Source organism: Rhodoferax sp. RT4P68, from assembly GCF_056521305.1.
In genome coordinates, this window is the sequence record NZ_JBWMBB010000005.1 from 351,547 (window position 1) to 378,050 (window position 26,504).

At 68.7% G+C, this 26,504-nt stretch carries 22 protein-coding genes; 6 read left to right on the forward strand and 16 right to left on the reverse strand.

What is annotated here, in order from left to right; translation table 11 throughout:
- The first annotated feature begins 424 nt into the window (after positions 1-424).
- Entirely contained in the window at positions 425-1,090 is a 666-nt protein-coding gene (locus tag AC099J_RS13635) for a VPLPA-CTERM sorting domain-containing protein (protein WP_479615797.1), read from the forward strand.
- Positions 1,091-1,255: 165 nt separating this feature from the next.
- Here AC099J_RS13635 and AC099J_RS13640 read toward each other — a convergent pair whose 3' ends face one another.
- Genes AC099J_RS13640 through AC099J_RS13650 form a run of 3 tightly spaced genes read right to left on the reverse strand, consistent with a single transcriptional unit; the run spans position 1,256 to position 5,035 of the window.
- Entirely contained in the window at positions 1,256-2,377 is a 1,122-nt protein-coding gene (locus tag AC099J_RS13640; protein WP_479615798.1) for a CaiB/BaiF CoA transferase family protein, read from the reverse strand.
- Positions 2,378-2,391: 14 nt separating this feature from the next.
- A complete protein-coding gene (locus AC099J_RS13645) occupies positions 2,392-3,366 on the reverse strand; it encodes a Bug family tripartite tricarboxylate transporter substrate binding protein (RefSeq protein ID WP_479615799.1) in 975 nt (324 codons plus the stop codon).
- A gap of 28 nt (positions 3,367-3,394) precedes the next feature.
- Positions 3,395-5,035, reverse strand: coding sequence for an acyl-CoA dehydrogenase family protein (locus tag AC099J_RS13650; RefSeq protein ID WP_479615800.1), 1,641 nt, complete (start codon positions 5,033-5,035; stop codon positions 3,395-3,397).
- Positions 5,036-5,138: 103 nt separating this feature from the next.
- Here AC099J_RS13650 and AC099J_RS13655 point away from each other — a divergent pair, with 103 nt between their 5' ends.
- Together AC099J_RS13655 and AC099J_RS13660 are read left to right on the forward strand one after the other, a co-directional pair.
- Positions 5,139-6,029 (forward strand): LysR family transcriptional regulator, encoded by an 891-nt coding sequence (locus tag AC099J_RS13655; RefSeq protein WP_479615801.1) that lies wholly within the window; start codon positions 5,139-5,141, stop codon positions 6,027-6,029.
- Positions 6,030-6,224: 195 nt separating this feature from the next.
- A complete protein-coding gene (locus AC099J_RS13660) occupies positions 6,225-6,803 on the forward strand; it encodes a hypothetical protein (RefSeq protein ID WP_479615802.1) in 579 nt (192 codons plus the stop codon).
- 249 nt (positions 6,804-7,052) lie between these two features.
- Here AC099J_RS13660 and AC099J_RS13665 read toward each other — a convergent pair whose 3' ends face one another.
- From AC099J_RS13665 to gabT, 6 genes are read right to left on the reverse strand one after another with little or no spacing between them, the layout of a single operon-like run.
- Positions 7,053-8,513, reverse strand: coding sequence for an NAD-dependent succinate-semialdehyde dehydrogenase (locus AC099J_RS13665; protein WP_479615803.1), 1,461 nt, complete (start codon positions 8,511-8,513; stop codon positions 7,053-7,055).
- 28 nt (positions 8,514-8,541) lie between these two features.
- Positions 8,542-9,378: an ABC transporter permease gene (locus AC099J_RS13670; protein WP_479615804.1), complete on the reverse strand. Its 837-nt coding sequence runs from the start codon at positions 9,376-9,378 to the stop codon at positions 8,542-8,544.
- 11 nt (positions 9,379-9,389) lie between these two features.
- Positions 9,390-10,709, reverse strand: coding sequence for an ABC transporter permease (locus tag AC099J_RS13675; RefSeq protein WP_479615805.1), 1,320 nt, complete (start codon positions 10,707-10,709; stop codon positions 9,390-9,392).
- Positions 10,710-10,743: 34 nt separating this feature from the next.
- Positions 10,744-11,865: an ABC transporter substrate-binding protein gene (locus AC099J_RS13680; RefSeq protein WP_479615922.1), complete on the reverse strand. Its 1,122-nt coding sequence runs from the start codon at positions 11,863-11,865 to the stop codon at positions 10,744-10,746.
- Entirely contained in the window at positions 11,862-12,983 is a 1,122-nt protein-coding gene (locus AC099J_RS13685; RefSeq protein WP_479615806.1) for an ABC transporter ATP-binding protein, read from the reverse strand. The genes AC099J_RS13680 and AC099J_RS13685 overlap by 4 nt, the downstream gene beginning before the upstream one ends.
- 34 nt (positions 12,984-13,017) lie before the next feature.
- Positions 13,018-14,280, reverse strand: coding sequence for a 4-aminobutyrate--2-oxoglutarate transaminase (gabT, locus tag AC099J_RS13690; protein ID WP_479615807.1), 1,263 nt, complete (start codon positions 14,278-14,280; stop codon positions 13,018-13,020).
- Positions 14,281-14,397: 117 nt separating this feature from the next.
- Between gabT and pdxR the strand changes: the two genes are divergently transcribed.
- Positions 14,398-15,894, forward strand: coding sequence for a MocR-like pyridoxine biosynthesis transcription factor PdxR (gene pdxR, locus AC099J_RS13695; protein ID WP_479615808.1), 1,497 nt, complete (start codon positions 14,398-14,400; stop codon positions 15,892-15,894).
- Between the two features lie 7 nt (positions 15,895-15,901).
- On the opposite strand, the gene AC099J_RS13700 is transcribed toward pdxR, so the two are convergent.
- The 3 genes from AC099J_RS13700 to AC099J_RS13710 form a co-directional block, all read right to left on the reverse strand.
- Positions 15,902-16,390: an acyl-CoA thioesterase gene (locus AC099J_RS13700; RefSeq protein ID WP_479615809.1), complete on the reverse strand. Its 489-nt coding sequence runs from the start codon at positions 16,388-16,390 to the stop codon at positions 15,902-15,904.
- Between the two features lie 80 nt (positions 16,391-16,470).
- Positions 16,471-17,007: a cytochrome b/b6 domain-containing protein gene (locus AC099J_RS13705; RefSeq protein ID WP_479615810.1), complete on the reverse strand. Its 537-nt coding sequence runs from the start codon at positions 17,005-17,007 to the stop codon at positions 16,471-16,473.
- Between the two features lie 24 nt (positions 17,008-17,031).
- Complete coding sequence (locus AC099J_RS13710) at positions 17,032-17,289, reverse strand: PepSY domain-containing protein (protein WP_479615811.1); 258 nt, start codon at positions 17,287-17,289, stop codon at positions 17,032-17,034.
- 515 nt (positions 17,290-17,804) lie between these two features.
- On the opposite strand from AC099J_RS13710, the gene AC099J_RS13715 reads away from it, so the two are divergent.
- On the forward strand, positions 17,805-19,091 hold the full coding sequence (locus AC099J_RS13715) for a hypothetical protein (RefSeq protein WP_479615812.1): 1,287 nt from the start codon (positions 17,805-17,807) through the stop codon (positions 19,089-19,091).
- Between the two features lie 23 nt (positions 19,092-19,114).
- Here the strand turns inward: AC099J_RS13715 and AC099J_RS13720 are convergent, their stop codons facing one another.
- The 4 genes from AC099J_RS13720 to AC099J_RS13735 form a co-directional block, all read right to left on the reverse strand.
- Complete coding sequence (locus AC099J_RS13720) at positions 19,115-21,136, reverse strand: bifunctional 2',3'-cyclic-nucleotide 2'-phosphodiesterase/3'-nucleotidase (protein ID WP_479615923.1); 2,022 nt, start codon at positions 21,134-21,136, stop codon at positions 19,115-19,117.
- Positions 21,137-21,303: 167 nt separating this feature from the next.
- Positions 21,304-23,070, reverse strand: coding sequence for a putative bifunctional diguanylate cyclase/phosphodiesterase (locus AC099J_RS13725; protein WP_479615813.1), 1,767 nt, complete (start codon positions 23,068-23,070; stop codon positions 21,304-21,306).
- Positions 23,070-23,423 (reverse strand): phosphonate transporter, encoded by a 354-nt coding sequence (locus AC099J_RS13730; protein ID WP_479615814.1) that lies wholly within the window; start codon positions 23,421-23,423, stop codon positions 23,070-23,072. Before AC099J_RS13730 ends, AC099J_RS13725 begins: the two co-directional genes overlap by 1 nt.
- An 88-nt stretch (positions 23,424-23,511) precedes the next feature.
- Complete coding sequence (locus tag AC099J_RS13735) at positions 23,512-25,299, reverse strand: IlvD/Edd family dehydratase (protein ID WP_479615815.1); 1,788 nt, start codon at positions 25,297-25,299, stop codon at positions 23,512-23,514.
- Positions 25,300-25,452: 153 nt separating this feature from the next.
- Between AC099J_RS13735 and AC099J_RS13740 the strand changes: the two genes are divergently transcribed.
- On the forward strand, positions 25,453-26,451 hold the full coding sequence (locus AC099J_RS13740) for a Bug family tripartite tricarboxylate transporter substrate binding protein (RefSeq protein WP_479615924.1): 999 nt from the start codon (positions 25,453-25,455) through the stop codon (positions 26,449-26,451).
- The last annotated feature ends 53 nt before the right edge of the window (positions 26,452-26,504 follow it).

The window sequence follows — 26,504 nt, forward strand, 5'->3', positions numbered from 1 at the left end:
CGGGCTGGCGCCACGCAGCCGAAGGCGGCGAACTGGCGGTCATTGCCGACCCCCAGGAAGACTCGGGCGGTACAGGTGCGCAGGGCGTCGGACGGCTAGATGATGGGAAGCGCATTTCCGGTGCGGCGCGGCGCGCGGCCGTCCATGAACCAGTTGGCGGTGCGGCGGCCGCAACCCGCTGTCGCCCAGCGCCGCTTCGACGAACTGGCCCTGACCGCGCACGCGCGGCTCCTTCTCACACTCACTGCCTAGCGACTCATCAGACTATGTTGCGAAAGTGCGATGCAACGTCTGGAAATGTGAGACCTGACCCTCAGCCGCCACATTCCGTGTACACAAAAATGCGGTGTTGATCGTGCACAACTTTACACATAAACTCCAATAAGAATACACTTGTATTCGATCAACCTCATTGGGAACTGTCGTGTATCGTCTTCTTGCTTCTTTGTTCACTTGTGCCTCCTTACTGTGGAACCCTGCCAACGCGGGCACGGTCACCCTAAATTGGGTTGATTCGGGCTGGTACACCGACAGCGGTTATCACGCCAATATCAACACGAACTATCTCGCAGGCTTCTGTCCGGCACCGAGTTGCGTTGGCGTCGACGCAGACGCTACCCATCACAACTTCTTCGTGTTTGACACCAGTGCGGTCGCCGGATCGGTGACCTCCGGTGTTTTGCGACTGCGCAACGGCAATGTCCCCCAGCCAGGCATCTACTCCCTGTTTGACGTGGTCACGCCGGTTCGAACCCTCGTCGGGTTGCACTTCAACTCGCTGGGCATCTACGAAGACCTGGGTACGGGCTTGGGATACGGAAGCGCCACACTTCCTTCCAGCGCTGCGACAACACCGACGCTCACCGACATCGTGCTGAATGACAGTGCCATCGCGGCCATCAATGCGGCGCCTGACTTCTTCGCCCTCGGCGGAAGCTTTTCTGGTGGTCTGTGGGCATTTGGCAGAACCAACACTGACGAACAGCGCCAGCTGATTCTGGAAGTCTCCACCGTGCCCGAGCCCGCCTCCATCCCCCTGCTGGCCGCCGGCCTGGCCGGCCTCGCACTGGCGCGCCGTCGTCACGGCTGAGAGCTTGTGAATATTTGGGCGAAGCCCAATGCCGAAGCTGGATGCAGCATCGTTCAAGCGCCCTGAGCAAAGCAGATCAGGTACAGGCGGCGGGTGCGATGGCTAGACAAGGGGGCGTGGTCATCAGTCAGCTTCCCCAGCGCCCACCTCCGACCAGATTCCCCGCTACAAAAACCGCTCCCCCTGCGCCAACGGCGCATACCGGTAGCTCGCCGGCGTCCGGCTCAGCTTCACCGGCGACCCCAGCCCCCGGTAGCCGCCCTCCATCTCCACCACCATCCCCCGGTGTGCCGTGTGCGGATGCTGCAGCGCCGCGTCCACGGGTAACACCGGCGCGGCGGGCACGCCAGCGGCCATCAGGTCGTCGACCAGCTGCCGTCCGTCGAACTTGGCCAACGCTTCTTCCAGCAGCGGCTTCAGCGCCTCGCGGTGCACCGACCGGCCACCGGCAGTGCAGTAGTCCGGGTGCTGCGCCAACTCCGGCACGCCTGCCACGCGGCAGAAGGCGGCGAACTGGCGGTCATTGCCCACTGCCAGAAAGATCGGATCGGTGCCGGTGCGCAGCGCGTCGTACGGGTAGATGTTGGGATGCGCATTCCCGGTGCGGCGCGGCGCGCGGCCGTCCATGAACCAATTGGCGGCGTGCGGGTGCAGCAGCGACAGGCCGCTGTCGTACAGCGCGGCTTCGACGAACTGGCCCTGGCCGCTCTTGTGCCGCTCCTGCAGCGCCAGCAGCACGCCGATCACCGCATTCAGCCCGGTCACCATGTCGACCACCGGCAGGCCCACGCGCAGCGCGTCGCCGCCGGCTTCTCCGTTCACGCTCATGATGCCGGTCATGGCCTGCACGGCGGCGTCGTAACCGGGCAGCGCACCCAGCGGGCCGTCGGCGCCGAAGCCAGAGACGCGGCACCAGATCAGCCGCGGGAACTGCTGCGACAACTGCGCGTAGCCGATGCCCCAGCGCTCCATGGTGCCGGTCTTGAAGTTCTCGACCAGCACGTCGGCCTCGCGCACCAGCGCCATCAGCTTGTCGCGGTCTTCAGGCGCCGTCAGGTCCAGGTGCTGGATGCGCTTGTTGCGGTTGAGCCCGTGGTAATACGAAGCCACGCCGTCCTTGAACGGCGGCCCCCAGGTACGCGTGTCGTCGCCGCCGGGTGGCTCGACCTTCAGCACGTCGGCGCCGTGGTCGCCCAGGATCTGGCCGCAGTACGGGCCGCCGAGGATGCGCGAGAGGTCGAGCACGCGGATGCCTGCCAGGGCACCGGTATTGGCTGGAGTGGTCATGTCCGATCTCCCGCTCAATCGAGCTGCGCGCCCGAGCGTTGAACGACGCCGGCCCAGCTGCTTTTTTGTGCCGCGATGAACTTGGCCAGCTGCGCGGGCGCGTGGTCGGGCGCGCTCTCCAGCCCCTGCGAGGCGAACAACTCCTTCACCTTGGGGCTGGCCAGCACCTCGACGAAGGCCTGGTTGAGCTTGGCGATGCGGTCAGGCGGCGTGCCCGCGGGCGCGACGATGCCGAAGAACACGCTGACGTCGTAGCCGGTCACGCCCTGCTCGGCGATGGTCGGCACCTCGGGCAGCGCCTGCGAGCGCGTGGCGGTGGCAATGCCCAGCGCGCGCAGCTTGCCGGCCTTGACGTAGGGCAGCGCGGTCAGCACATCGGTGAAGCTCATGGCCACCTGGCCGCCCAGCAGGTCGTTCAGCGCCGGGCCGGTGCCTTTGTAGGGGATGTGCTGCAGGTCGACGCCGGCCTTCTCGTTGAACAGCACGCCGGCCAGGTGCGACGAGGCGCCGTTGCCGGACGAGGCGTAGCTCAGCTTGCCGGGGTTGGCCTTGGCGTAGGTGATCAGCTCCTTCACGTTCTGCGCGGGCACGCTCGGGTGCACGACGAGGATGTTGGGCAGGTGACCGACCTGGATGACGGGGGCGAAGCTCTTGATCGGGTCGTAGCTGATCTTGCGGTACAGGCTGGCGTTGATGGCCAGCGGGCCGGATGTGCCGAAGAGCAACGTCTGGCCATCGGGGGTGGCGCGGGCGACAAAGTCGGCACCGATGTTGCCGCCGGCGCCGGCGCGGTTCTCCACCACCATGGGCTGGCCGAGCTTGTCGCGCATCTCGGCGGCGAGGGTGCGGGCCATGGCGTCGGTGGGGCCGCCGGGCGGGAAGGGGACGACGAGCATCACGGGCTTGTCGGGGAAGGCCTGGGCTTGGGCCTGCGCGGTGGGGATGGCGGTGAGCAGGGCGGTGGCGAGGGCGGTGGTGAGGATGCGCATGGGGGTTGTCTCCTATGGAATGGCGGGGTCAGTCGATGGCCAGCGGGTCGCGCGGCAGCACGCGGTGTTGCAGCACCAGCTGCGCCCAGCGCAAGCGGTCGGCGGAGCCGGTGCGCTGCGCCTCCCAGGCCATGGCGATGGCACTGGTGACGTGGTACAGGCCGGAGGCGGCCTGGCGCGCCAGGCGGTCGCCGCCCACGGCTGCAGCGCTGCGGGCCAAAGCGGCGGCGCGGGCCAGCGCGTCGCGCAGCGCCTGGGCGAAGGCGGGGGCCAGGTCGGTCTCTTGCAGCAGCGCCATCGCATGGGCCTGCAGCACGGGCAGCGCGTCTTCGCGCTGGATGGCGCGGATGACATCCAGCGCCACGATGTTGCTCGTGCCTTCCCAGATGGAGCCAAGATGCGCGTCGCGCACCAGCCGTGCGTCGGCCCATTCCTCGATGTAGCCGCAGCCGCCGCGCACCTCCATCGCGTCGCCGGTCACCTTGCGCGCATCGCGGCAGGCGCGGAACTTGATCAGCGGCGTGAGGATGCGCAGCAGCGCGTAGGCACCCGGCTCGCCGGCGTCGGAGCGGGCCAGCGCCTGCGCGGTCTGGAACACCATGCTGCGCGCCTGCTCGGACGGCAGGCGCAACTTGTCGAGCTGGCGCTGCATCAGCGGCATGTCGGCCAGGCGTTTGCCGAACGCCTGGCGGTGGCTGGCGATGTATTCGGCCTCGGCCACGGCGCGGCGCATCAGGCCGGCGGCGCGCACGCCATTGGACAGGCGCGAGTTGTTGACCATGTCGGCCATCTGCACAAAGCCGCGGCCGCGCTCGCCCACCAGATACGCCACCGCGCCTTCGAGCCGGATCTCGCCCGAGGCCATGGAACGCGTGCCCATCTTGTGCTTGAGCCGCACGATGCGGTAGTGGTTCAGGCTGCCATCGTCCAACCGGCGCGGCAGCAGGAACAGCGAGACGCCCTTGATGCCGGCCGGCGCACCGTCGGGCCGGGCCAGCACCATCGCGAAATCGGCATCGGGGTTCGAGCAGAACCACTTGTCGCCGGCCAGCCGCCAGCTGCCATCAGGCTGCTGCGCGGCGGTGGTCTGCGTGGCGGCGATGTCCGAGCCGGCGGCCTGCTCGGTCATGAACATGGCGCCCTGGGCCAGCTCGTCGAAATCCAGAGACGTCAGGCGCGGCAGTGTGCGGGCGACGAGGTCGGCGTCCCCAAACTTCTTCAGCGTGCGCGTCAGCGAATCGGTCATCGAGACCGGGCAGCACAGGCCGAACTCGGCCTGCACGAACAGATAGAACAGCACGTACTTGACGGCCGGCGGCATCTTGCCTTGCCAGCCGAAACTCTCTTCGCGATGCGACACGGCGCCCATGGCGAATTCGGACAGGGCGAGCCGCTCCATCTCCACATACGCCGGGTGCTTGACGATGTGCTGCTGGTCCAGCCCGGTGCGGGTGCGGTGCTCCAGCACCGGGGGGTTGTGGTCGGCGATGCCGGCCAGCTCGTCCAGCCGGCCACCGGCCAGTGCGCCCAGGCGCTCGAAGTGCGGCTGCATGTGCTGGCGCAGCGCATCGGGCAGGTACAGCGCCAGCAGGCCGTGCAGTTCGGCATCGGTGGTGAAAAGGTTTTGCCCGTGGCGATCGGGGATGGGATGTGCGGCGGCTTCGGTCATGGCTTGTCTCCTGGGGGCACCTTGAGGGGAAGCGCGATGGTGCAACCCACGGCGATGCGTGTCCAATATCGTTCTGGTCTGGGTCAATAGGAATCACGTATCCATGGAACTGCGTCACCTGCGCTACTTCTCGGTGCTGGCCGATGAACTGCACTTCGGCCGCGCTGCGCAGCGGCTGGCGATTTCGCAGCCGCCGCTGTCGGTGGCCATCCGCCAGCTGGAAGACAGCGTGGGCGCGCGGCTCTTCGAGCGCAACAGCAAGTCCGTGCGGTTGACGCCGGCCGGCCAGGCCTTGCGCGCTTCCGCCCGGCGGCTGCTGCGCCAGGCCGAAGAGGCGGCGCTGGAGGCGCGCGACGTGGCCGCCGGATCGGCCGGCAGCCTGCGCATCGGCTTTGTCGGCGCGATGCTGTACCGCGGGTTGCCACAGGCGCTGCGCGCGTTTCAGGCGCAGCACCCGGCCGTGCGCATCAGCCTGGCGGAGCTGAACTCGGCCGAGCAGATCACCGAGCTGCTGCACGACCGGCTCGACCTGGGTTTCATGCACATGGCGCGGCTGCCGCAGGAGCTGGCCTCGCGTCTGCTGCTGGACGAGCCCTTCGTCGCCTGCGTGCCGGCCGGCCACGCACTGGCCCGCAAGCGCGTCCTGGCACCGGCGGCGTTGCGCCAGCAGCCCTTCGTGCTGTTCGCGCGCGCGTCGTCGCCGGACTACCACGAGCGCATCCTTGCGATCTGCGCGCAGGCCGGCTTTCTGCCCGAGGTGCGGCACGAGGTGCGCCACTGGCTGGCCGTGGTGTCGATGGTGGCGCAGGGCCTGGGTGTGGGGCTGGTGCCGCAGGCGATGCAGCACTGCGCGCTGCCCGGTGCCGTGTTCCGCCCGCTGCAGGATGTGGCGGCGCGCTCGGAGGCGTACGGCGTGTGGCGACCGGGGCCGCAGAACGTGCTGGTGGAGGGCTTGCTGGCGGAGGTGGTGCGAGGCCTGGCGCCGGCAACGTGAGCCCACAGCGCGGCCCATCGCGCGCGCAGACGAGAGCGCTCGACCGCATCGGGCAACCCGCCCGCAACAGGCTCCAGCGCCAATCCCGGACCGGAAACGATCCGTTGCAAAGCTGCCAACTACTGTTTATTAATACAGTTAAACTGATGCAAAGGCCGCCACCGGCAGCCATAGCCAACCCATTGCCCAGCACCCATGTCGACGTCCGCCGTTCCCGCCATCGCCCAGTTCGCTGCCAGCGCCGTGCCGCCAGCGGCGGCGTCGCCGGTGCTCTTCGGCTGGCTCAGCATGCCGCTGCTGACGGCAATCATCCTCACGTGCTCGGCCACGGTGGCGTTCGTGGGCCTGTCGTTCACGCTGCTGGCGTCGCGCGCCGACACGTTCCGCAATCTGCGCGTCGGCTTCAATGCGCTGCGCGCGTCCATGCCCACACGGTTCTGGACGCTGACCGAGATGCCCGAGCCCGCGCAGTTCGCGCACCTCGTCAAGTACTGGCAGTACGCGTTCGACGAGTGGATCATCACGCGCGAGCTCAACCCCCTGGTGTTTGGCCGCCTGTGGCGTGCGTACTACCGCGACGTGATCCGGGTGTCGTGCAAGAGCCCGGTGATGGTGGCCGCGCTGTTCCAGGCTGCGGAGGGCGCGACGGCACCCGTCGACTTCAAATTCATCGCCCTGGTGCTGGGGCCGTCGTTCACCGAGCCCTCGGTGCTGGCGCGTGCCAGGGAGCTGGCGCAGCAGCACCAGATCGCGGTGCCGGCAGGCTGCCCGTAAGCCTCAGTACACGCCGGCGTCGGCTCGGTGCTCGACGCCTTCCTGGCCGCCACCGGCGCCGGCCAACCGCTGGACGCACAGGCGGGGCGCGCGCTGCTGGCGAAGGAATGAGCGCAGTACCCATGCGTCTTCATCCCGAGCCCGGCGCCAAGGCGGCACCAGCAACCCGACGAAGAATGGATCACCGCATGCGCCCTACGCCCTCCTCGCATGGCGGCGCGGACATGCGGCGCTGGCTGGCGCTGAGGCTCAGGCGTCCATGCCCCCCAGGCACAGGTACTTGGTGACCAGGTAGTCGTCCATGCCGAGGTGCGAGCCCTCGCGGCCCAGGCCGGATTGCTTGACACCGCCGAAGGGCGCGACCTCGTTGGAGATCAAGCCGGTGTTGATGCCGACCATGCCGTATTCCAGCCGCTCGGCCACGCGCCAGACGCGGCGGATGTTCTGGCTGAAGAAGTAGCTGGCCAGGCCGAACTCGGTGGCGTTGGCGGCGGCGATGACTTCGTCGTCGGTCTCGAAGCGGAACAGCGGCGCCAGCGGGCCGAACGTTTCCTCGCGCGCCACCTGCATGGCGGCTGTGACGCCTGCCAACACTGTGGGCTCGAAAAAGGTACCGCCCAATGCGTGCGGCTTGCCGCCGACCAGCACGCGCGCGCCCTGCGCAACGGCATCCATGATGTGCGCACGCACCTTGGCCACGGCGTCGGCGTCGATCAGCGGGCCCTGCTCGACACCGGCCTCCATGCCGTTGCCCACCTTCAGCTTGCGCACGGCCGTGGCCAGCTTGTCCGCGAACGCGTCGTACACGCCGGCCTGCACATACAGCCGGTTGGCGCAGACGCAGGTCTGGCCGGCATTGCGAAACTTGCTGGCGATGGCGCCCTCCACCGCCGCGTCCAGATCCGCGTCGTCGAACACGATGAAGGGCGCGTTGCCGCCCAGCTCCAGCGATAGCTTCTTGATGGTGTCCGCGCTCTGCTTGAACAGCAGCCGGCCGACCTCGGTCGAACCGGTGAACGTGAGCTTGCGCACCGTGGGGTTGGCCGTCATCTCGCCGCCGATCTCGCGCGCCTTGCCGGTCAACACACTGAAAACTCCGGCCGGCACGCCCGCCTGCTCGGCCAGCACCGCCAGCGCCAACGCCGACAGCGGCGTGGCCTCGGCCGGCTTGACGACCATGGGGCAGCCGGCGGCCAGCGCCGGCCCGGCCTTGCGCGTGATCATCGCTGCCGGGAAGTTCCACGGTGTGATGGCGGCGCAGACGCCGATGGGCTCTTTCAGAACGATGAGGCGCTTGTCGGCAGCTGGCGTGGCCAGCGTGTCGCCCTGCACGCGCTTGCCCTGCTCGGCGAACCATTCGATGAAGGACGCGGCATAGCCGATCTCGCCCTTGGCCTCAGCCAGTGGCTTGCCCTGCTCGGCCGTCATGATCGCGGCCAGATCGTCGGCGTTGGCGAGCATCAGATCGTGCCAGCGGCGCAGGATGGCAGCGCGCTGCTTGGCCGTCTGGCGGCGCCAGGCGGGCCAGGCGGCGTCGGCCGCGGCGATGGCGCGGCGCGTCTCGGCCTGGCCCATCTGCGGTACGCGGGCGATGGTCTCGCCGGTGGCGGGGTTGGTCACGGCGATGGTGGCGCCGCTGTCGGCGTCGACCCAGCGGCCGTCGAGGTAGGCCTGCTGACGCAGCAGGGAGGGGTTCTTCAGTTGGAGCATGGGGAAGGCTTTTGGGTGAAGGGAATCGTCAGGCGCGCGTCTTCTTCGCCATGCGGCCGCGCAGCCATTCCAACGTCAGCAGCAGGCCCGTGGACATCACGATCAGGATGGTGGCCAGCGCGGCAATCGTCGGGTTGATGTTCTCGCGGATGCCGGTGAACATCTGTCGCGGCAAAGTCACCTGCTCGGCACCGGCCAGGAACAGCGTGACCACCACTTCGTCGAACGAGGTGGCGAACGCGAACAGCGCGCCGCTGATGACACCTGGCGCGATGATGGGCAGCGTGATGCGGCGAAACGTGGTGAACGGGCTGGCGCCCAGCGACAGGCTGGCGCGCACCAGGTTGTGGTTGAAGCCCTGCAGCGTGGCCAGCACGGTGGTCAGCACGAAGGGCGCGCCCAGCGCGGCATGCGCCAGGATCAGCGCGGTGTAGCTGTCCGACAAACCCAGCGGCGCAAAGAACAAATACATGCCGACGCCGACCACGATCACCGGCACCACCATGGGCGAGATCAGCACGGCCATCAACAGCCCCTTGCCGCGAAACTCGGCCTTGGCCAGGCCGGTGGCGGCCAGTGTGCCCAGCACGGTGGCGATCAATGTGGCGGCCGGCGCGACGATGAAGCTGTTCTTCGCGGCGCGCATCCACTCCGGCGCCTCGAACAGGTTCTGGTACCAGCGCATCGACCAGCCGGGGATCGGGTAGGCCATGAAGCTGCTGCTGGAGAACGACAGCGGCACGATGGCGAAGATCGGCAGCACCAGGTACATCAGCACGGCCACGCAGATGCCGCGCAGCGCGAAGTACCAGGCGCGTTCGGCCAGCGAGGTGTAGGGCGGGAAGGTGGGGAGCAAGCGGGTCATGCGATGGCTCCTCAGCGCACGGTGGTGGCGCCGGGCTTGGCGATGCGCTGGTAGAACGCATACAGCACCAGCGTGGCGGCCAACAGCAGCGCGCCCAGCGCGCAGGCCATGCCCCAGTTGACGGTCGTGTTGGTGTAGTAGGCGACGTAGTAGCTCACCATCTGGTCGCCCGGGCCGCCCAGCAGCGCGGGCGTGATGTAGTAACCGATGGTGGTGATGAAGACCAGCAGCACGCCGGCGGCCACGCCCGCATAGGTCTGCGGCACGTAGACGCGCCAGAACGCGGCGAACGGGTGGCTGCCCAGCGAGATGGCGGCGCGCTGGTAGGTGGGCGGCACGGCCTTCATGACGCTGTAAAGCGGCAGGATCATGAAGGGCAACATGATGTGCACCATCGAGATGTAGACGCCGGTGCGGTTGAACAGCAGGGCCAGCGGCTCGTCGATCAGCCCGCCCGCCTGCAGCGCCGAGTTGACGACGCCGTTGCGCTGCAGCAGCACGATCCACGCGGCGATGCGCACCAGCACGGATGTCCAGAACGGGATCAGAACGCAGATCATGACCAGGTTGGCGCCGCGCGGAGGCAGCGTGCTGGTCCAGTACGCCAGCGGGAACGCGATGACCAGCGTCAGCAGCGTGCACACGGCCGAGACCCACAGCGTGCGGCCGAAGATGTCCAGGTAGATCGCGGCATCGGGCTCGGCCTTCTCGATCTTGCCGAAATCGTCCTGCTTCAAGTCCAGCGAGGACAGCAGGAAGAACGGCGTGTTGCGCGCGCCGTTCTTGGCGATGGCGCGCCAGTAGGCGACATCGCCCCAGCGCTCGTCCAGCGCGACGAGTGCGGGCTGTGCCGGTCCCTCCAGCGGCAGCGCCCTGGCGGTCTTGGTGATCAGCGAACGGTAGCCGCTGATCTCGTTGTTGAGGCGGCGCGCCAGATTGCCCACGCCGTCACGCTCGCGCGCGGCGGCCAGGTCGCTGGCCAGCGCGGTGAAGGCGCTCTCGCCGGGCAGGGCCTTGCGGTCCCACGCGGCCAGCACCGCAACGGTGGCCGGCAGTGCGTCGTGCACCTCGGGGCTGGCCACGGCGCGCTGCAGCAGTGTGGCGATCGGCACCACGAACACGATCAACAGGAACAGCGCCAGCGGGGCCACCAGCGTCAGTGCCTGGGCTTTGCGGCGCCACTCGGCGCGGCGCAGTGCGCGCTTCAACTGGCGCACGTCGTCGGGCCGCTGCGGCACGTCGCCCGAGGGCACGCTGGCGGAGCGCTGCGGGGGCGCGAGCGCAGGTTCGGCCAACGCGGTGGCTGGCGTCAATGCGGCTTCGTGGGACATGGCGGCCTCTTGCGCAATCCGACGCGCAGGGCGCTTACTTGGCCGCCCAGGCGGTGAAGCGCTTGTTCAGCTCTTCGCCATGGTCGGCCCAGAACTGGCCGTTCATCATCACCGCGTTGGCGCTGTTGGCCGGCGCGTTGGGCAGGTCGGCCAGCACCTTGGCGTCCAGCTGCTTCAGCGCGGTCTGGTTGGTGGGGCCGTAGGCGATGTTCCTGGAGTAGTTGGCCTGCTGCGCGGCGGCAAGCGTGTAGCCCATGTACTGCAGCGCAACATCCTTGTTGGGCGAGCCCTTGGGGATGGCCCAGAAGTCCATGTCGTACAGGTTGCCGTCCCAGGCGATGTCCAGCTTGCGCCCTTCGCGGCGGGCAGCGTCGATGCGGCCGTTGTAGGCGGTGGACATGACCACGTCGCCGGCGATCAGCAGCTGCGGCGGCTGGGCGCCGGCCTCCCACCACTGGATATTGGGCTTGAGCTCGTCCAGCTTCTTGAACGCGCGGTCGACACCGGCCTTGGTGGCCAGCTGCTTGTAGACGTCCTTGGCGGGCACGCCGTCGGCGATGAGTGCGAATTCGAGGTTGCCCACCGGCGTTTTGCGCATGCCGCGCTTGCCGGGGGTCTTCTTCACGTCCCAGAAATCGGTCCAGCCCTTGGGCGCGGTCTTCAAACGGCTGGCGTCATAAGCCAGCACGGTGGACCAGATGAAGAAGCCTACGCCGCATTCCGTGGCGGCGGCAGGCAGCAGATCGGCCTTGGGCACGCCGAGCTTGGCGTAGTCGATCTTCTCGTACAGGCCCTCGTCGCAACCGCGGCCGATGTCGCCGTTCTCGACCTCGACCAAGTCCCAGGTGACGCGGTTGGCCTCGACCATGGCCTTGACCTTGGCCTGCTCGCCGTTGTATTCGACGGCGATGACCTTGTGGGCGGTAGCCTTCTCGAACGGCTGCGTGAACGCGGCGCGCTGGGCATTGCCGTTGGCACCGCCGAAATTGACGACGGTGATGTCCTTGGCCGTGGCGCCGGCGGATGCGAGGGCGGCAACGGAAACGATGCTGAGGGTGCGCAGGAAGGTGGGGATGGCCATGGGGTTGCCTCTGGATGTTACGGGGTGGGGGAACGAAAACGGGGGGCGGACGGAGGAGCGAACGGGCGCGTTCAGGTGTAGACGCGCAGGTGCTCGGGGTCGAACTCCAGCGTGACCGCGTCGCCGGTGGTGATCTGCGCCAGCGCCGGTGTGCCCAGTGGCACCTTGACGAAGCAGGTGGGCTGCTGCTCGAACGCGCACTGCAGCCGCACGTGGTCGCCGAAGTAGATGACGCCGGCGGCCTGGCCGCGTATGCGGGCGCCGCTGGCCGGCATGTCGGGCGTGACCAGGCGCATGCGCTCGGGGCGAATGCTGGCGGTAGCGGGGCGGCCGGCCTGGGCGGTGCCGACCGACAGGCCCTGCACCTGTTGGCCACCGGGCAGCGCCAGCAGGCAGGGGCCGCCGTGGGGCGCCGCCGCAATCTCGCCGCGCAGCTGGTTGCTGTCGCCGATGAAGCCGGCCACGAACAGGTTGTCCGGCGTCTCGTACAGCGCATCGACCGGCGCCAGCTGCTGGATCACGCCCTGGTCGAACACGGCGACGCGGTCGCTCATGGTCAGCGCCTCGTTCTGGTCGTGCGTGACGTAGACGAACGTCATGCCCAGCTGGCGGTGCAGCGCCTTCAACTCGATCTGCATGTGCTCGCGCAGCTGCTTGTCCAACGCGCCCAGCGGCTCGTCCATCAGCACCAGCTGCGGCTTGAACACCAGCGCGCGGGCCAGGGCGATGCGCTGCTGCTGCCCGCCCGAGAGCTGGCCGGGGTAGCGCGCGCCGAACTTCTCCATGTGCACCATGGCCAGCGCCTCGTGCACCTGGCGCGTGCGCGCATCGCCGGTGATGCCGCGCACCTGCAGCGGGTAGCCCACGTTCTGCGCCACCGTGAGGTGCGGGAACAGCGCGTAGTTCTGGAACACCATGCCGATGTTGCGCTTGTGCGGCGGCACGCGGTTCAGCAGCTTGCCGTCCAACCGGATCTCACCGCCGGTGGGAAATTCGAAGCCGGCCAGCATCATCAAACAGGTGGTCTTGCCCGACCCCGAGGGGCCCAGCAGCGTCAGGAACTCGCCGCGGCGAATGTCCAGGTCCAGGTGCTTGACGACCAGGTGCTCGCCGTCGTAGGTCTTCTTCACGCCGCGAAAGCTGACGAGCAAGTCGTCGTGCGCGGTGTCTGCGGACAGGGGTAGAGCGCTCATGGGCTGGGTCTCCGTGCGGTGGCTGGCGCCGGCTTCAGGTGGTCAGCGCCGCTTGCAGTATGCCCAGCGCTTCGTCGAAGTGCGCGTCGGGGATGGTCAGCGGGAACAGGAAGCGGATCACGTTGCCATAGCTGCCGCAGGTCAGCAGCAGCAGGCCACGCTCCAACGCGCGGGCTTGCACGCGCTGGGTGAAGGCGGCGTCCGGGGCGCCGTTCGCGTCCAGAAACTCCACCGCCACCATGCCGCCCAGGCCGCGCACTTCCGCGATCTGCGGCACCGCGCTGCGCAGGGCGTTCAGGTGCGCCTGCAGCTGGTCGCCCAGGCGCTGGCCGCGCGCGGCCAGGCCTTCCTCGGCGATCACATCCAGCACCGCATGGGCGGCAGCCACCGCCAGCGGGTTGCCGGCGTAGGTGCCGCCCAGGCCGCCAGGGGCTGGCGCATCCATGATCTCGGCGCGGCCGCACACACCGGACAGCGGCATGCCGGCGGCCAGGCTCTTGGCGAAGGTGGTGAGGTCGGCCAGCACGTCGTAGTGCTCCATGGCGAACAGCTTGCCGGTGCGGGCGAAACCGGTCTGCACTTCGTCGGCGATCAGCAGGATGCCGTGCGCATCGCAGATCTCGCGCAGGCCGCGCATCAGGGCGGCAGGCGTGGGGTTGAAGCCGCCCTCGCCCTGAACCGGCTCGATGATGATGGCGGCCACGCGGTTCGGGTCCACGTCGCTCTTGAACAGCTGCTGCAGCGCAGCCAGTGAATGCGCGGGCGTGACGCCATGCAGCGCGCTGGGAAACGGCACGTGGTACATGTCGCCGGGGAACGGGCCGAAGCCCAGCTTGTACGGTGCGACCTTGCCAGTCAGTGCCATGGTCAGCAGCGTGCGGCCGTGGAACGCGCCGCCGAAGGCGATGACGGCCGGCCGGCCGGTGGCGGCGCGGGCGATCTTGACGGCGTTCTCCACAGCCTCGGCCCCGGTGGTGAAGAAGGCCGTCTTCTTGGCGTGCGTGCCGGGCATGGCGGCGTTGATGCGCTCGGCCAGCTCGACATACGACGCATACGGCACGATCTGGTAGGCGGTGTGCGTGAAACGTTCCAGCTGCGCGGCGATGGCCTGCGTCACCTTGGGGTGGCGGTGGCCGGTGTTGACGACGGCGATGCCGGCCGCGAAGTCCAGCACGCGGCGGCCTTCCACATCCCACAGCTCGGCATTGCGGGCGCGGTCGGCGTAGAACGAGCACATGACACCCACGCCGCGCGGGGTGGCGGCCTGGCGGCGCTGCTGCAATGACAGGTTGTCCATGGGGGGCTCCAGTGAATCGGTGGCCCAGTATGCGCAGGCGTTGGTCCGTTCATGCAGAGCCATTTGCTACAGTTCCATGGAGCCACTTTTTACGGGTTTACACGAAGGGAATGGGCAATGGAAGCGACCCTGGCCGAATGGCTACGCGCCCGCCTGCAGGACCCATCGGCCGAGCCGACCTACCGCCGGCTGGCCCAGCTGCTGCAGCAGGCCATCCTCTCGGGCCAGCTGGCCAGCGGGGCCAAGCTGCCGTCCTCGCGCGCGCTGGGCGCGGACTTGGGCATTGCCCGCAACACGGTGACGCAGGTCTACGAGCAGCTGCATGCCGAGGGCTATGTGCTGGCGCAGAGCGGCAGCGGCACCTACGTGGCCGACACCAGCCCCGAGCGGCTGCTGGAGATCGACCTGCGCCCCGGCCGCCGGCCGTTGCGCGACCACCAGCGCCTGTCGCGCCGCGGCCGGCGCACCATCGAGCTGGCGGGCGTGGGCAAGCAGCAGTGGGGCGCCTTCATGCCCGGCGTGCCGGACGTGACCGAGTTCCCGCTGAAGACCTGGAACCGGCTGCAGAACCGCGTGTGGCGCGAGATCCGCCCCGAGCTGATGACCTATGCCCAGGGAGGCGGCTACCGGCCGCTGCGCCGGGCGCTGGCCGACTGGCTGCGCGTGGCGCGCGCGGCCAGCTGCCTGCCCGAGCAGGTGATCGTGACCACCGGCATCCACCAATCGCTGGACCTGGCGATCCGGTTGCTGTGCGACGTGGGCGACGAAGTGTGGATCGAGGAGCCGTGCTACTGGGGCATCCGCAACCTGCTGCTGTCGTCCGGCCTGAAGACGGTGCCCATCCCTGTGGACGATGAGGGCATGCACCCGACGCCGCGCCACCTGGCGAAGCCGCCGCGCCTCATCATCTGCACGCCCTCGCACCAGTACCCGCTGGGCTGCGTGATGAGCCTGGCGCGCAGGCGCATGCTGCTGGAGTACGCGCGCCAGCACGACTGCTGGATCGTGGAGGACGACTACGACAGCGAATTCCGCTACGGCATCAGCCCACTGGCGTCACTGCAGGGGCTGGACCGGCATGGCCAGGTCATCTACGTGAGCAGCTTCAGCAAGCTGCTGTTTCCCAGCATGCGCGTGGGCTACATGGTCGTGCCCGGCACCATGGCCGACCTGTTTGCGCAGGGCATTGCCGAGCTGTACCGCGAGGGGCAGATGATGACGCAGGCGATCCTGGCGGAATTCATCGACGAGGGCTACCTGGGCTCGCATATCCGGCGCATGCGCGGGCTGTATGCCGAGCGGCGCGAGGTGCTGCTGTCGACGGTGCAGGCGCGTTACGGTGAGCGCTTCCCGGTGCACGGCGGCGAATCGGGCCTGCACATGGCGCTGGAGCTGCCGCACCTGAAGGACGACCTGCCGGTGGTCGGCAAGGCACTGGAGCTAGGCATCCTCACACGCGCGCTGAGCGGCTACTACAGCACGGCGCGCGCGGCGCGGCGCGGGCTGATCCTGGGCTATGCCAGCGTGCCGGCAGAGCGCATCGGGCCGGCGTTCGGCACGCTGGCGCAGGCGATCGATGCGTCGGATAGGCCGGGGTGGCGGGGGCGAGGCTGAAGCGCTCTCAGCCCGGCTCCTGCGCCCGAATCTCCTCTGACCGCTTGGCCAGCTCGCGCCGCAACTCCTTGCGCTCTTTGGCCTGGGCGTGGCGGCGCCGCTCGTCCAGCGAGAACGGGCGCAGCGGCGAGACCGCCACCGGTTTGCCTTCCGAATCGACCGCCACCATCGTGAAGAAGCAACTGTTCACATGGCGCGAGGCCTGGGTGCGGATGTTCTCGGCGATGACCTTGATGCCGATCTCCATCGACGAGGTGCCGGTGTAGTTGACCGAGGCCAGGAACGTCACCAGTTCGCCGACGCGGATCGGCTCGCGGAACATGACCTGGTCCACCGACAGGGTGACCACGTAGCTGCCGGAATACCGCGCCGCACAGGCGTAGGCCACCTGGTCCAGCAGCTTGAGGATGGTGCCGCCGTGCACGTTGCCTGAGAAATTGGCGGTGTCGGGTGTCATCAGCACCGTCATCGTGAGTTGGTGGGCGGGCATGTCCATGGTGGCGGTTCTCTCAACGGGGGCGTCAATTGTCATGCGAAACATGTGCCCTGCGGCGTCCCACGCCGGCCCGCGCGGACCTACCAGCGCTCTTTGACGCCGGTCACCATGGCCTTGACAAGGCGTGTGCGCTCCAGCCGGCCCATGAGCAGGGCAGAGGCCGCGTGCAGGCCCGCACACAGGATCAGCGCGTCGGCCAGCAACTCGTGCACGTCCATCAGCCGTTCATCGCCGAAGAAGGCGTCCAGCGTCTGCATCCAGCCGGTGACGCCCAGGGCCAGCACCAGGCCCATCAAGGCCAGCATCATCAGCGCGCCCAACGGGTTGTGGCCCTCGTAGTGCGGCAAGGTGCCGCGCCGCAGCGCCTGCAGGTGGCGGTACAGGCGCGCGGGGCTCGGGAAGAAGTCCACGAAGCGCGCATGCCGGGTGCCGACAAAGCCCCAGACGATGCGCGCCGCGACCAGCGCCGTCGCCGTGTAGCCGACCCACTGGTGCGGCGTCTCACCCGCCTCCAGCACGAACTGGTTCAGCAGCACGCTGGTCACCAGCGACCAGTGGAACAGGCGCACGAACCGGTCCCAGACGGGCACGGACTGCGCAGGCAGATGGACGGCCATGGCCTGGGCTGCGGCGCTCTGCGGCTACTTGGTTTCGAGCACGGCGGCGGTCACCGGGTCGAAGTAGATCTCGACCTTCTTGCCAGTCTTGTCGAAGCCGTAGATCTCATAGCACTGGCCGCGGCTGACCTTGAACGTCTTGATCTGGTAGCCCTGGGCTTCCACGCCCTTGCGGAAATCGGATTCGGCCATCCACTTCTCTTTGGGCGCGGTGCACGCGGGGCCGGCGACGGCGGCGGCAGACAGGGCAAGCAGCAAGGGGGCAAGGATCAGCGTCTTCATGGGGGTTCCTCTGGTCATGGGGTGAGAAGCCGGCAGATGCCGGAGCCGCCATTGAATCGCCGCGTGATGAAGAGAACCTTAAGGCTGCGCGCGGGCATCCTGCGCCTCGATCCCCGCGCTCCCACGGGCAGCGTCGGTGGGCGACTACAGAGCAAGAGGCGCCCGGCCGGGCGACGCTGGCGGCGTGCGCAGCGAAGCTGTCACGACGATCCACCCGACCAGGAGACTGCATGCCCAACGTCCCATCCCCGTCAGCGCCCCTGCACCTGCAACCGGGGGCAACACCGCCGCCCGGCGTGCTGGCCATGGCCACCATGCCCCCCGGGCCCCCGCCCGGGCCTGTGGAACCGGTACAGACGCCGCCCAGCGGGCCCACCGGACCGCTGCCGACCCCCACGCCGATTTAAGGCAACGCTGGACAAGTCCTCGCGGCGCGCGCACCTGCGGGACATCTTCATCGTCACCCCAACCGACCGCGCCCGAGACGCGCCGGGGCCGTCGCTTAGCATGCGGCGATGCGCACTCTCTCGAAATGGCTCGGCGCCCTGCTGCTGCTGGCAGCGGTCGCGTTGCCGCTGGGCTTTGTGGCCCTGCTGGGCCTGGCCTGGTATTGCACCGACAACCACCCCAGCGTGGCACGCGCCGCCGCGCCCACCAGCGCCACCGTCGAGCGCGCCCGCCGGCTGCTGGAGCGCAACGACCCGCGCCAGGCGCGCAGCGGCATGCTGCGCACCATCACGCTGACGCAGGAGGAGTTGGACCTGGTGCTGGGCTACGCCGCGCAACGCGCTGCCCACGGCAACGCCCGCCTGGTGCTGCAGCAAAGCCAGGCCACGCTGCAGGCCAGCCTGCCGTTGCCCAGCAACCCTTTTGGCAGCTACCTGAACATCGACGCCGCGCTGGTGGACACCGGCGGCCTGCCGCGGCTGGACAGCCTGCGCCTGGGCCGGCTGCAGGTGCCGCAGCGCCTGAACGGCTGGGCCATGGCGCTGGCCGTGCGCTGGCTGCAACAAGACCCGGCCTATGGCTCGGCGACGGATGCCGTGCAGCGCGTACGCATCACGCCCGAAGTGCTGAGCGTGGTCTACACCTGGAACGAGGCGCTGCCCGAACAGTTGAAGGCGCGCCTGGTCGACCCTGAGGAGACCGAACGGCTGCAGGCCTACCAGGCGCGGCTGGTGACGCTGGGCGCCGAGGTCGGCGACGGCCTGGGCCTGCACCAGGTTCTGCAGCCGCTGCTGGACCTGGCCACGCAGCGTGCCGGGCGCGGTGCCGACCCGGAGCGGCTGGCGCTGGAGCGGCGCGCGGCGCTGGTGGCCGCTGCCTTCTATGTCAACGGCAAGGGATTGGCGGCGGTGGTGCCGGCAGCGGCCGAGTGGCCGGCGCCCGTGCCGCGCCGCGTGCTGCTGGCCGGCCGGCATGACCTGGCCCAGCACTTCATCGTCTCGGCCGCGCTGGCCGCAGCAGCCGGCACGCCGCTGGCCGACGCGGTGGGCTTGTACAAGGAAAGCGACGACGCGCGTGGCGGCAGCGGCTTTTCGTTCGCCGACCTGGCAGCCGACCGTGCCGGCGTGCGCCTCGGCGAATTGGCCGTGGGCCCGGCCTCTGCGCAGCAGCGCCTGCAGCGCCGGCTGGCCGCTGGCCTGAACGACCAGGACCTGTTGCCGCCGGTGCGCGACCTGCCGGAATTTCTGCAGGAGGCGGAGTTCAAGCGCCGCTTCGGCACGGTGGAGGCAGCGCCGTACAAGCGCATGGTGGCGGACATCGACCGGCGCATCGGGGCGTTGGCGCTGCACCGGTAGGCGGTACAAGACGCCTGCGCGCTTTACTGCGACAGGTCGATCGCGTACTTCGACGTCCCCTTGCCCGAACCATCGTCCGCTGCCAGCAACGAGACGTTGCCCAGCCCTGCGGCCTGCGCGATCGGCAATGCAGCAGGCCCTGAGCTGAACACCACCGGGCCGGCCGTCACGACGCGCGTGAAGCGCCAACTGCGGGCGGCGCCGCTGGATGCGCGCGTGACGTCGGGGTTCTTGCGGATGTAGTCGATCAGCACGTCGCGATTGGCGTCCGGCGAGGCCCAGATCGTGCCGGAGCCGTCGAGTTTGGGCGAGAAGCTGCGGCCGCTGGTGGCGCGGTAGTTGTTGGTCGCGATCACGAACTCTTGCGCCGCGTCGATGGGCGCACCCTTGTAGGCGAGGTTGCGGACGCGGCTGCCTTCAGCCTGCGTGACGTCGATTTCGTATTGCAGATCGGCTGTCGTGAACATGTCGAAGTTGTAGCCCGGAAAGCTGCTGATCAGCGCCTGCTCGGCGGTGTTGGCCGGGTCGATGCGATTGAAGCGCTTGGCGGCCGCTTCCAGCCATGTGCGGATGTCGGCGCCGTTCACCTTCACGGCGTAGACCGTGTTGGGGTAGAGGTACAGGTCGGCCGCGCTGTAGATGGCCAGCGGACCGGCCGCCACGTCGGTGTAGTCGGCCGCGCCCTGGAAACCGGACTTGAACGGGGCGCTCACCGACAGCACCGGCAAGCTGGCGTACTGCGGCAGGCTGGCCTGGATGTAGGCCGCCACATACGCCTGCTGCGCCAGGTTCACGATCTGGATCGCGCCTGGGTCGCCGACGTCGGCAAACAGCGTACTCATGCGGAAGTCGGTGCTGCCGATGGGCTGCTTCACATACGCCACTGTCGCCTGGTGCTGGGCCTCGACCAGCGGCGCGATGCTGGCGTCGGCGTCGACATAGACTGCCTTGCCGGTCGCGTCCGTGCCGGTCTGGATGTTGCGCAGTTCGCTCTTGCTGGCGGACTTGTCGACGACCCACTTCGCGCCGTCCCAGCGCAGTGCCAGCTGGATCACGCCCAGCGCCTTGCCCCAGGAACTGGCCATCACGGCAGGCACGCCGTTGACCGTGCCGGCGACGTTGTCCACCCCGGCCTGGCGAAACGCGGGCGTGGCGGCCTTGTCGGGGAACACGCTGTGCTGGTGGCCCATCACCATGGCGTCGATGCCGGCCACCTTGGACACATACAGGCCCGGATTCTCCATACCGGGCGTGTACGCCGCCGCGTCCATGCCGCCGTGCAGCAGCGCCACGACGATGTCGGCGCCCTTGGCGCGTAGCTCGGGCACGTGCTTGGACGCGGACTCGACCGCGCCTTTGACATAGACCTTGTTCTCCAGGAAGCGCTTGTCCCAGTTCAGGATGCCGGGCGTGGTGAAGCCGATCACACCGATCTTGATCGGAAGCGTGACCTGCGTGCCGTCGTCGCGCCGCGCGGCCAGCGTGCGCTCCAGGATGGCATAGGGCTGCACCAGCGGAGCGCGCGTCTTGCTGCTGTACACGTTGGACAGCACCATCGGGAAGCCCGGGCCGGCGCACTTGCGCGCGGCGTCCACACCTTCCACATCGAGGCCGCCGCCCAGCACCTGGTTCAGGAACGGCAGGCCGTAGTTGAACTCGTGGTTGCCCAGCGTGCCGGCGTCGAACTTGAGCGCGGCCATGGCCTTGTACATGGACAGCGGCTGCTCGCAGGCGATGGGTTGGACCACGGCCTCATAGTCGGCCAGCGCCGTGCCTTGGATGGTGTCGCCGTTGTCCACGAGCAAGGTGTTGGCAAACTCGCTGCGCGCCTGGCGCACCAGGGCAGCCGTGCGCTCGAAGCCATAGGACTTGTCTTCTGCCAGCTTGAAGTAGTCGTAGCTGCGGATGTTGTTGTGCAGGTCGGTGGTTTCCAGGATTGCGAGCGTGGCCTGGGCCGGCAGGGCGCCCGGCGCGGGTGCCGGGTCGGCATCGCTACCGCCGCAAGCGGACAGCGCGAGAAACAGGCCCGCAATCGAGCACGACATGACAGTGCGGCGGGGAACGGTGAACGGTCGAGTTGACATGAAGAATCCGGTGGCAGAGCAAGCTCGGATTCTTCGCCGCAGCGTTGACAGGCGTGTGACGTGGGGGCGCCAGATGGCGTGGAGATGCCGTCGGCAGCCACACCAGGGCGCCGGGTCGGCCGGTGAGGTCAGGTGCGCGCGTTCACCCACGCATCGAACTGCGCGACGCTGAGCGGCCTGGAAAAGTGGTAGCCCTGGCCCTTGTCGCAGTGCATCTCGGCCAGCAGCTGCGCCTGCGCAGGCGTTTCGATGCCTTCGGCCACCGTCTGGAAATTCAGGCTCTGCGCGACGCGGATGGTCGCCTCGACCAGCACGCGGTGATGGGGGCTGGTCTCCAGCTGGGTCACGAACGAGCGGTCGATCTTGAGCACGTCGATCGGCAGCTGGTAGAGGCTGGCGAGCGAGGAATAACCGGTGCCGAAATCGTCCAGCGCCAGCGTGAGGCCCAGGCGCTTCAGCTCGCGCAGCCGCATCTGGACAGCCGTGTCCTGCGCGGCCATGCTCTCCGTCACTTCCAGCTGCAGTTGCGCCGGCCGCATGCCCGTCTCGCGCAGCAGCGCCGCGACGTCGTGCACCAAGGATGGGTCTGGCAGCTGGCCGCGCGAGAGGTTGACGGCCATCAGACCCGGCGCACGATCGCCATGCTGGCGCTGCCAGTGCACGAACTGGCGGCAGGCCGTGCGCAGCACGAAGGCACCCAGGTCGACGATCAGCCCGGCCTCTTCCGCGATGCCGATGAACTCGACCGGCGAGATCAGGCCACGCACCGGGTGCTGCCAGCGCACCAGCGCCTCCACGGCCAGCAGCGCGCCACTCTGCAGCGCGACGACCGGCTGGTAGACCACGAACAGCTCACCATCGTCCACCGCACGCCGCAGGTCGTTCTCGATCGAACTGCGCTGGTGTGCCCGCTGCTGCAGCGCGTGGTCGAACGCGATGGAGCGGTTGCCGCCCGCACCCTTGGCCGCCACCATGGCCAGGCGTGCGTGGTAGAGAAGATCACCGGCCGTCTGCGACTTCTCGTCGGCGAAGGCAATGCCGATGCTCACCGGGCAGCGCAGGGACTGGCCTTCGAGCAGGTACGGCTCGTCGAGCACTGCCAGCAGCCTGGCCGCCAGTTCGAAGGCAGGGCCGGGCTGGGGATCGCGCTCGATCGCCACCGCGAACTCGTCGCCACCGATGCGGGCCACCAGCCCTTGCTGGGCCACGGCCACTTCGAGCGGTGCAGGCACTGTCTCCATCGACTTGGGCGGCGTGGCGTCGACCACGCTGAGCAGCCGCATGGCCAACTGGGCCAGCACGGCGTCGCCGGCGGTCTGCCCCGCGGTGTCGTTGACATGCTGGAACCGGTCCGTGTTGATCACCAGCAGCGCGATCTGGCGCGAATGCCAGGCGTTTTGCTCCAGCCGCGCGGCCAGATAGGTGTGCAGCGCCTGGCGGTTCGCAAGACCCGTCAGGCTGTCGGTGTGGGCCGCCGCATCGACCCGCCGCCGCATGCGGCGCTCGTCCTGCGTGGCGTCGTGCACCACGGCCGTCAGGCGCCCGGCTTCCGCGCTGAACAGGCTCAGCGCCAGCGTGCGCTGGTGCTCCGAGGGCGGGGCGCGGCTGGAGCGGCCCGCCGCGAAACGAAGGCCCTCGCACAGCACGCCCTTGGGCCCAGCGCGCCGCGCGGCCAGGCGCCGCAGATCGGGCAGCGCGTCCTGCAGGGCGTCGAACAGGTTGTCCAGCATGCCGGTGCGCGACAGCGGCATCAGCAGCTGCGCGCCCATCGGGTTCATCATGCGGATGTGGCCGTCGGCGTCGGCATCGATCAGCCCGACCGGGGTGCGGTAGAGAAACTGGATCAGCGACTGGAACTCATCGCTGTCCTCTGGCGTAGCGCCGGGCGTCTCCACTAGCGCTGCACCAGCACGTAGCGGTAGCGCAAGCGGGGGTGTGCGAGCAAACGCAGCTTCACAGGCGTCGGCTTCATGCGCAAGGTCAGGACGTAGGCGATGGTGTCATCCAGGGGTTGCGACTGCGCCGCAGCGTCTTCGAACCGCTGCGCCACGAGAAAGTTGTTCATGCAGGGTGCAATCGAATCGAAGAGGTGTTGCCCCAGCACGCGGCCCGGCAGTAGACCGGCCGCTACGGATTCGACGCGGTTGTAGACGCGCACGGCGTAGTCGGCATCGAATCCGATGATGCCGAACGCGAACCGATCAACGTCGCCAGACTCCAGCGCCTCCACGACCTCTAATGTGTGCATAGACTCTTGCACGTCGCCTCCCGGTGCTCAGCTGCACGCATCAAGTTTCTGAGCCAGTCAGGATATCAGAGCCCCTTGTGCTGCCAAGTCAGACAGGAGCGCGATGTTCCCCTGCGTCGGGCGGCCCCGTTGGCACGCTGCCGCGTGATTCAGTCGCCCGCAGGAAGTCGAAATCCGCCCCCTGGTCGGCCTGCGTCACGGTGTCCAAAAACAGCTTGTGGTAACCCCGCGCGGCCGTCGGCGTCAGCACCGGGCACTCGGCGGCGCGGCGGGCCAGATCTTCGGCGCTGACCAGCCACTGCAGCGAGCGCGCTGACACGCTCAGCCGGATGCGGTCGCCATTGCGCACATGGGCCAGCGGGCCGCCGACGGCGGACTCGGGCGTCACGTGCAGCACGATGGTGCCGAAGGCCGTGCCGCTCATGCGGCCATCGGAGATGCGGACCATGTCCTTCACGCCTGCCTTGGCCAGTTTCCTGGGGATCGGCAGGTAGCCGGCCTCTGGCATGCCGGGCGCGCCCTTGGGGCCGATGTTCTTGAGCACGAGGATGTCGTCGGCCGTCACGTCGAGCGCCGGGTCGTCGATGCGCGCGGCGAGGTCTTCGGCGTTTTCGAACACCACGGCGCGGCCCTCGTGCTCCATCAGTTTCGGGTCGGCGGCCGACTGCTTGATGATGGCGCCGCCGGGTGCCAGGTTGCCCTGCAGCACGGCGATGCCGCCCTGCGGGTAGATGGGGTTGGCAAACGGGCGCACCACATGCTGTTTGAAGCCGGGGCCGGCAGCCTCGATCTCCTCACCCAGCGTGCGGCCGGTGACGGTCAGCGCGTCCAGATGCAGCAGCGGCTTCAACTCGCGCAGCAGCGTGGCCATGCCGCCGGCGTGGTGAAAGTCTTCCATGTAGTGGTCGCCCGAGGGCTTCAGGTCCAGCAGCACCGGCGTCTCGCGGCCCATGCGGTCCAGCGCGGGCAGGTCGATGTCGAAGCCCATGCGCCCGGCGATCGCCGTCAGGTGCACGATGCCGTTGGTCGATCCGCCGATGGCCAGCAGCACGCGCATCGCGTTCTCGAAGGCCTTGGCGGTCAGGATCTGGTCGATGCCCAGGCGCGCGCGTGCGATGCGCACCGCTTCGACGCCGGTGCGCTCGGCCACACGCATGCGGTCGGCCGTGACGGCCGGGGGCGCGGCGCCGCCGGGCACCGTCATGCCCAGGGCTTCGGCGATGCAGGCCATGGTGCTGGCCGTGCCCATGACTGAGCAGGTACCCACGCTGGCGACCAGTTGGTCGTTGACGTCGGCGATCTCCTCGGCGTCGATCTCGTCGGCGCGGAACTTGCCCCAGTAGCGCCGGCAATCGGTGCACGCGCCCACGCGCTCGCTGCGGTGCGAGCCGGTCAGCATCGAGCCGGTGATGAGCTGGATGGCCGGCAGCCCGGCGGACGCCGCGCCCATCAGCTGCGCAGGCACGGTCTTGTCGCAGCCGCCGATCAGCACGATGGCGTCCATCGGCTGGGCGCGGATCAACTCCTCGGTGTCCATGGACATGAGGTTGCGCAGGTACATGCTGGTCGGCGCCGAGAAGCTCTCGTGGATCGACAGCGTGGGAAAGTCCATCGGCAGCCCGCCGGCCATCAGGATGCCGCGCTTGAGCGCCTCCATCAGCTGCGGCATGTTGCCGTGGCAGGGGTTGTAGCTGCTGCCGGTGTTGGTGATGCCGATGACGGGGCGGTCCAGCGCCGTGTCGGTGAAGCCTGCGCCCTTGATGAAGGCCTTGCGCAGGAACAGCGAGAAGCCACGGTCGCCATAGCTGGTGAGGCCCTTGGACATGCCCTGCGGGGCATTCTTGGCATCAGGGTCGGTCGCGTCGGGCGGGGTCATCGTGGGCCTTGTCTCGGGCGGTGGGGGAGCGGGCATTGTGGAACACCCTCTGCGCGCAGCCGCAGGTCTTCGTTACCGTGGCCCGCTCACCCACAAGCAAACCACCAGGAGACCCGCACGATGCAGCCACCACGCGCAGCCTACTTCACCACCATGCCGGCCACACCCGCCACGGCGTTCAAGCGCCGACGCCTGGCGCAGGCCCTGGCCTTCGCGGCGCTGGGCCTGGTCGCCCTGCCCGCCATGGCGCAGGACTACCCGAACAAGCCGATCCGGCTCATCGTGCCCTACCCGCCTGGCGGCGCCACCGACGTGATCGGCCGCGTGATGGCGCAAAAGCTCTCGGTCGAGCTGGGCCAGCAGGTGGTGGTGGACAACCGGGGCGGCGCGGCCGGCAGCATCGGCGCGGCGGCCGTGGCCCGCGCCGCGCCCGATGGCTACACGTTGCTGATGGGCGCGCTGACCAGCCATTCGATCAACGCCGTGCTGTATGGGCAAGCCGCGGGCTTCGACATCGAGAAGAGCTTCGCGCCAGTGGCCATCGTCGGCACCGTGCCGCTGGTGTTCGTGGTGCACCCGAGCGTGAAGGCGCAGACGCTGCCCGAGTTGATCGCGCTGGCCAAGGCGGCGCCGGGCACGCTGACCTATGCGTCGTCCGGCAACGGCTCGCCGCAGCACCTGGCGGGCGAGATGTTCCAGCGCGCGGCCGGCGTGAAGATGCTGCATGTGCCCTACAAGGGCAGCGGGCCGGCCATGAACGACCTGGTGGGCGGCCAGGTGCTGACCATGATCGAGACCGCCCCGGCCGCGCAGCCGCAGATCAAGGCCGGCCGGCTGCGCGCACTGGCCACGGCCACGGCGCAGCCGGTGTCCACGCTGCCGGGCGTGCCGACGGCGGCGCAGGCGGGTTTGCAATTCGAGGTCAGCTCGATGTTCGGCATCGTCGCGCCGGCCGGCACGCCCGCGGCCGTGGTGCAGCGCGTGAGTGGCGCGCTGAAGAGCATCCTCGGTCAGCCCGACGTGGTGGACAACATGCTGGCGCAAGGCGCGATTGCCACCTGGACGACGCCGGACGATGCGGCGCTGGCCATCCGCGCCGAGGCGGCGAAGTGGACCAAGGTGGTGCAGGAGGGGAACATCAAGGTGGAGTGAGCGCGGGGGCCCTGCGCGCGGCGCTCACTGGCCCGCTTGCGGTCTGCGGCCTA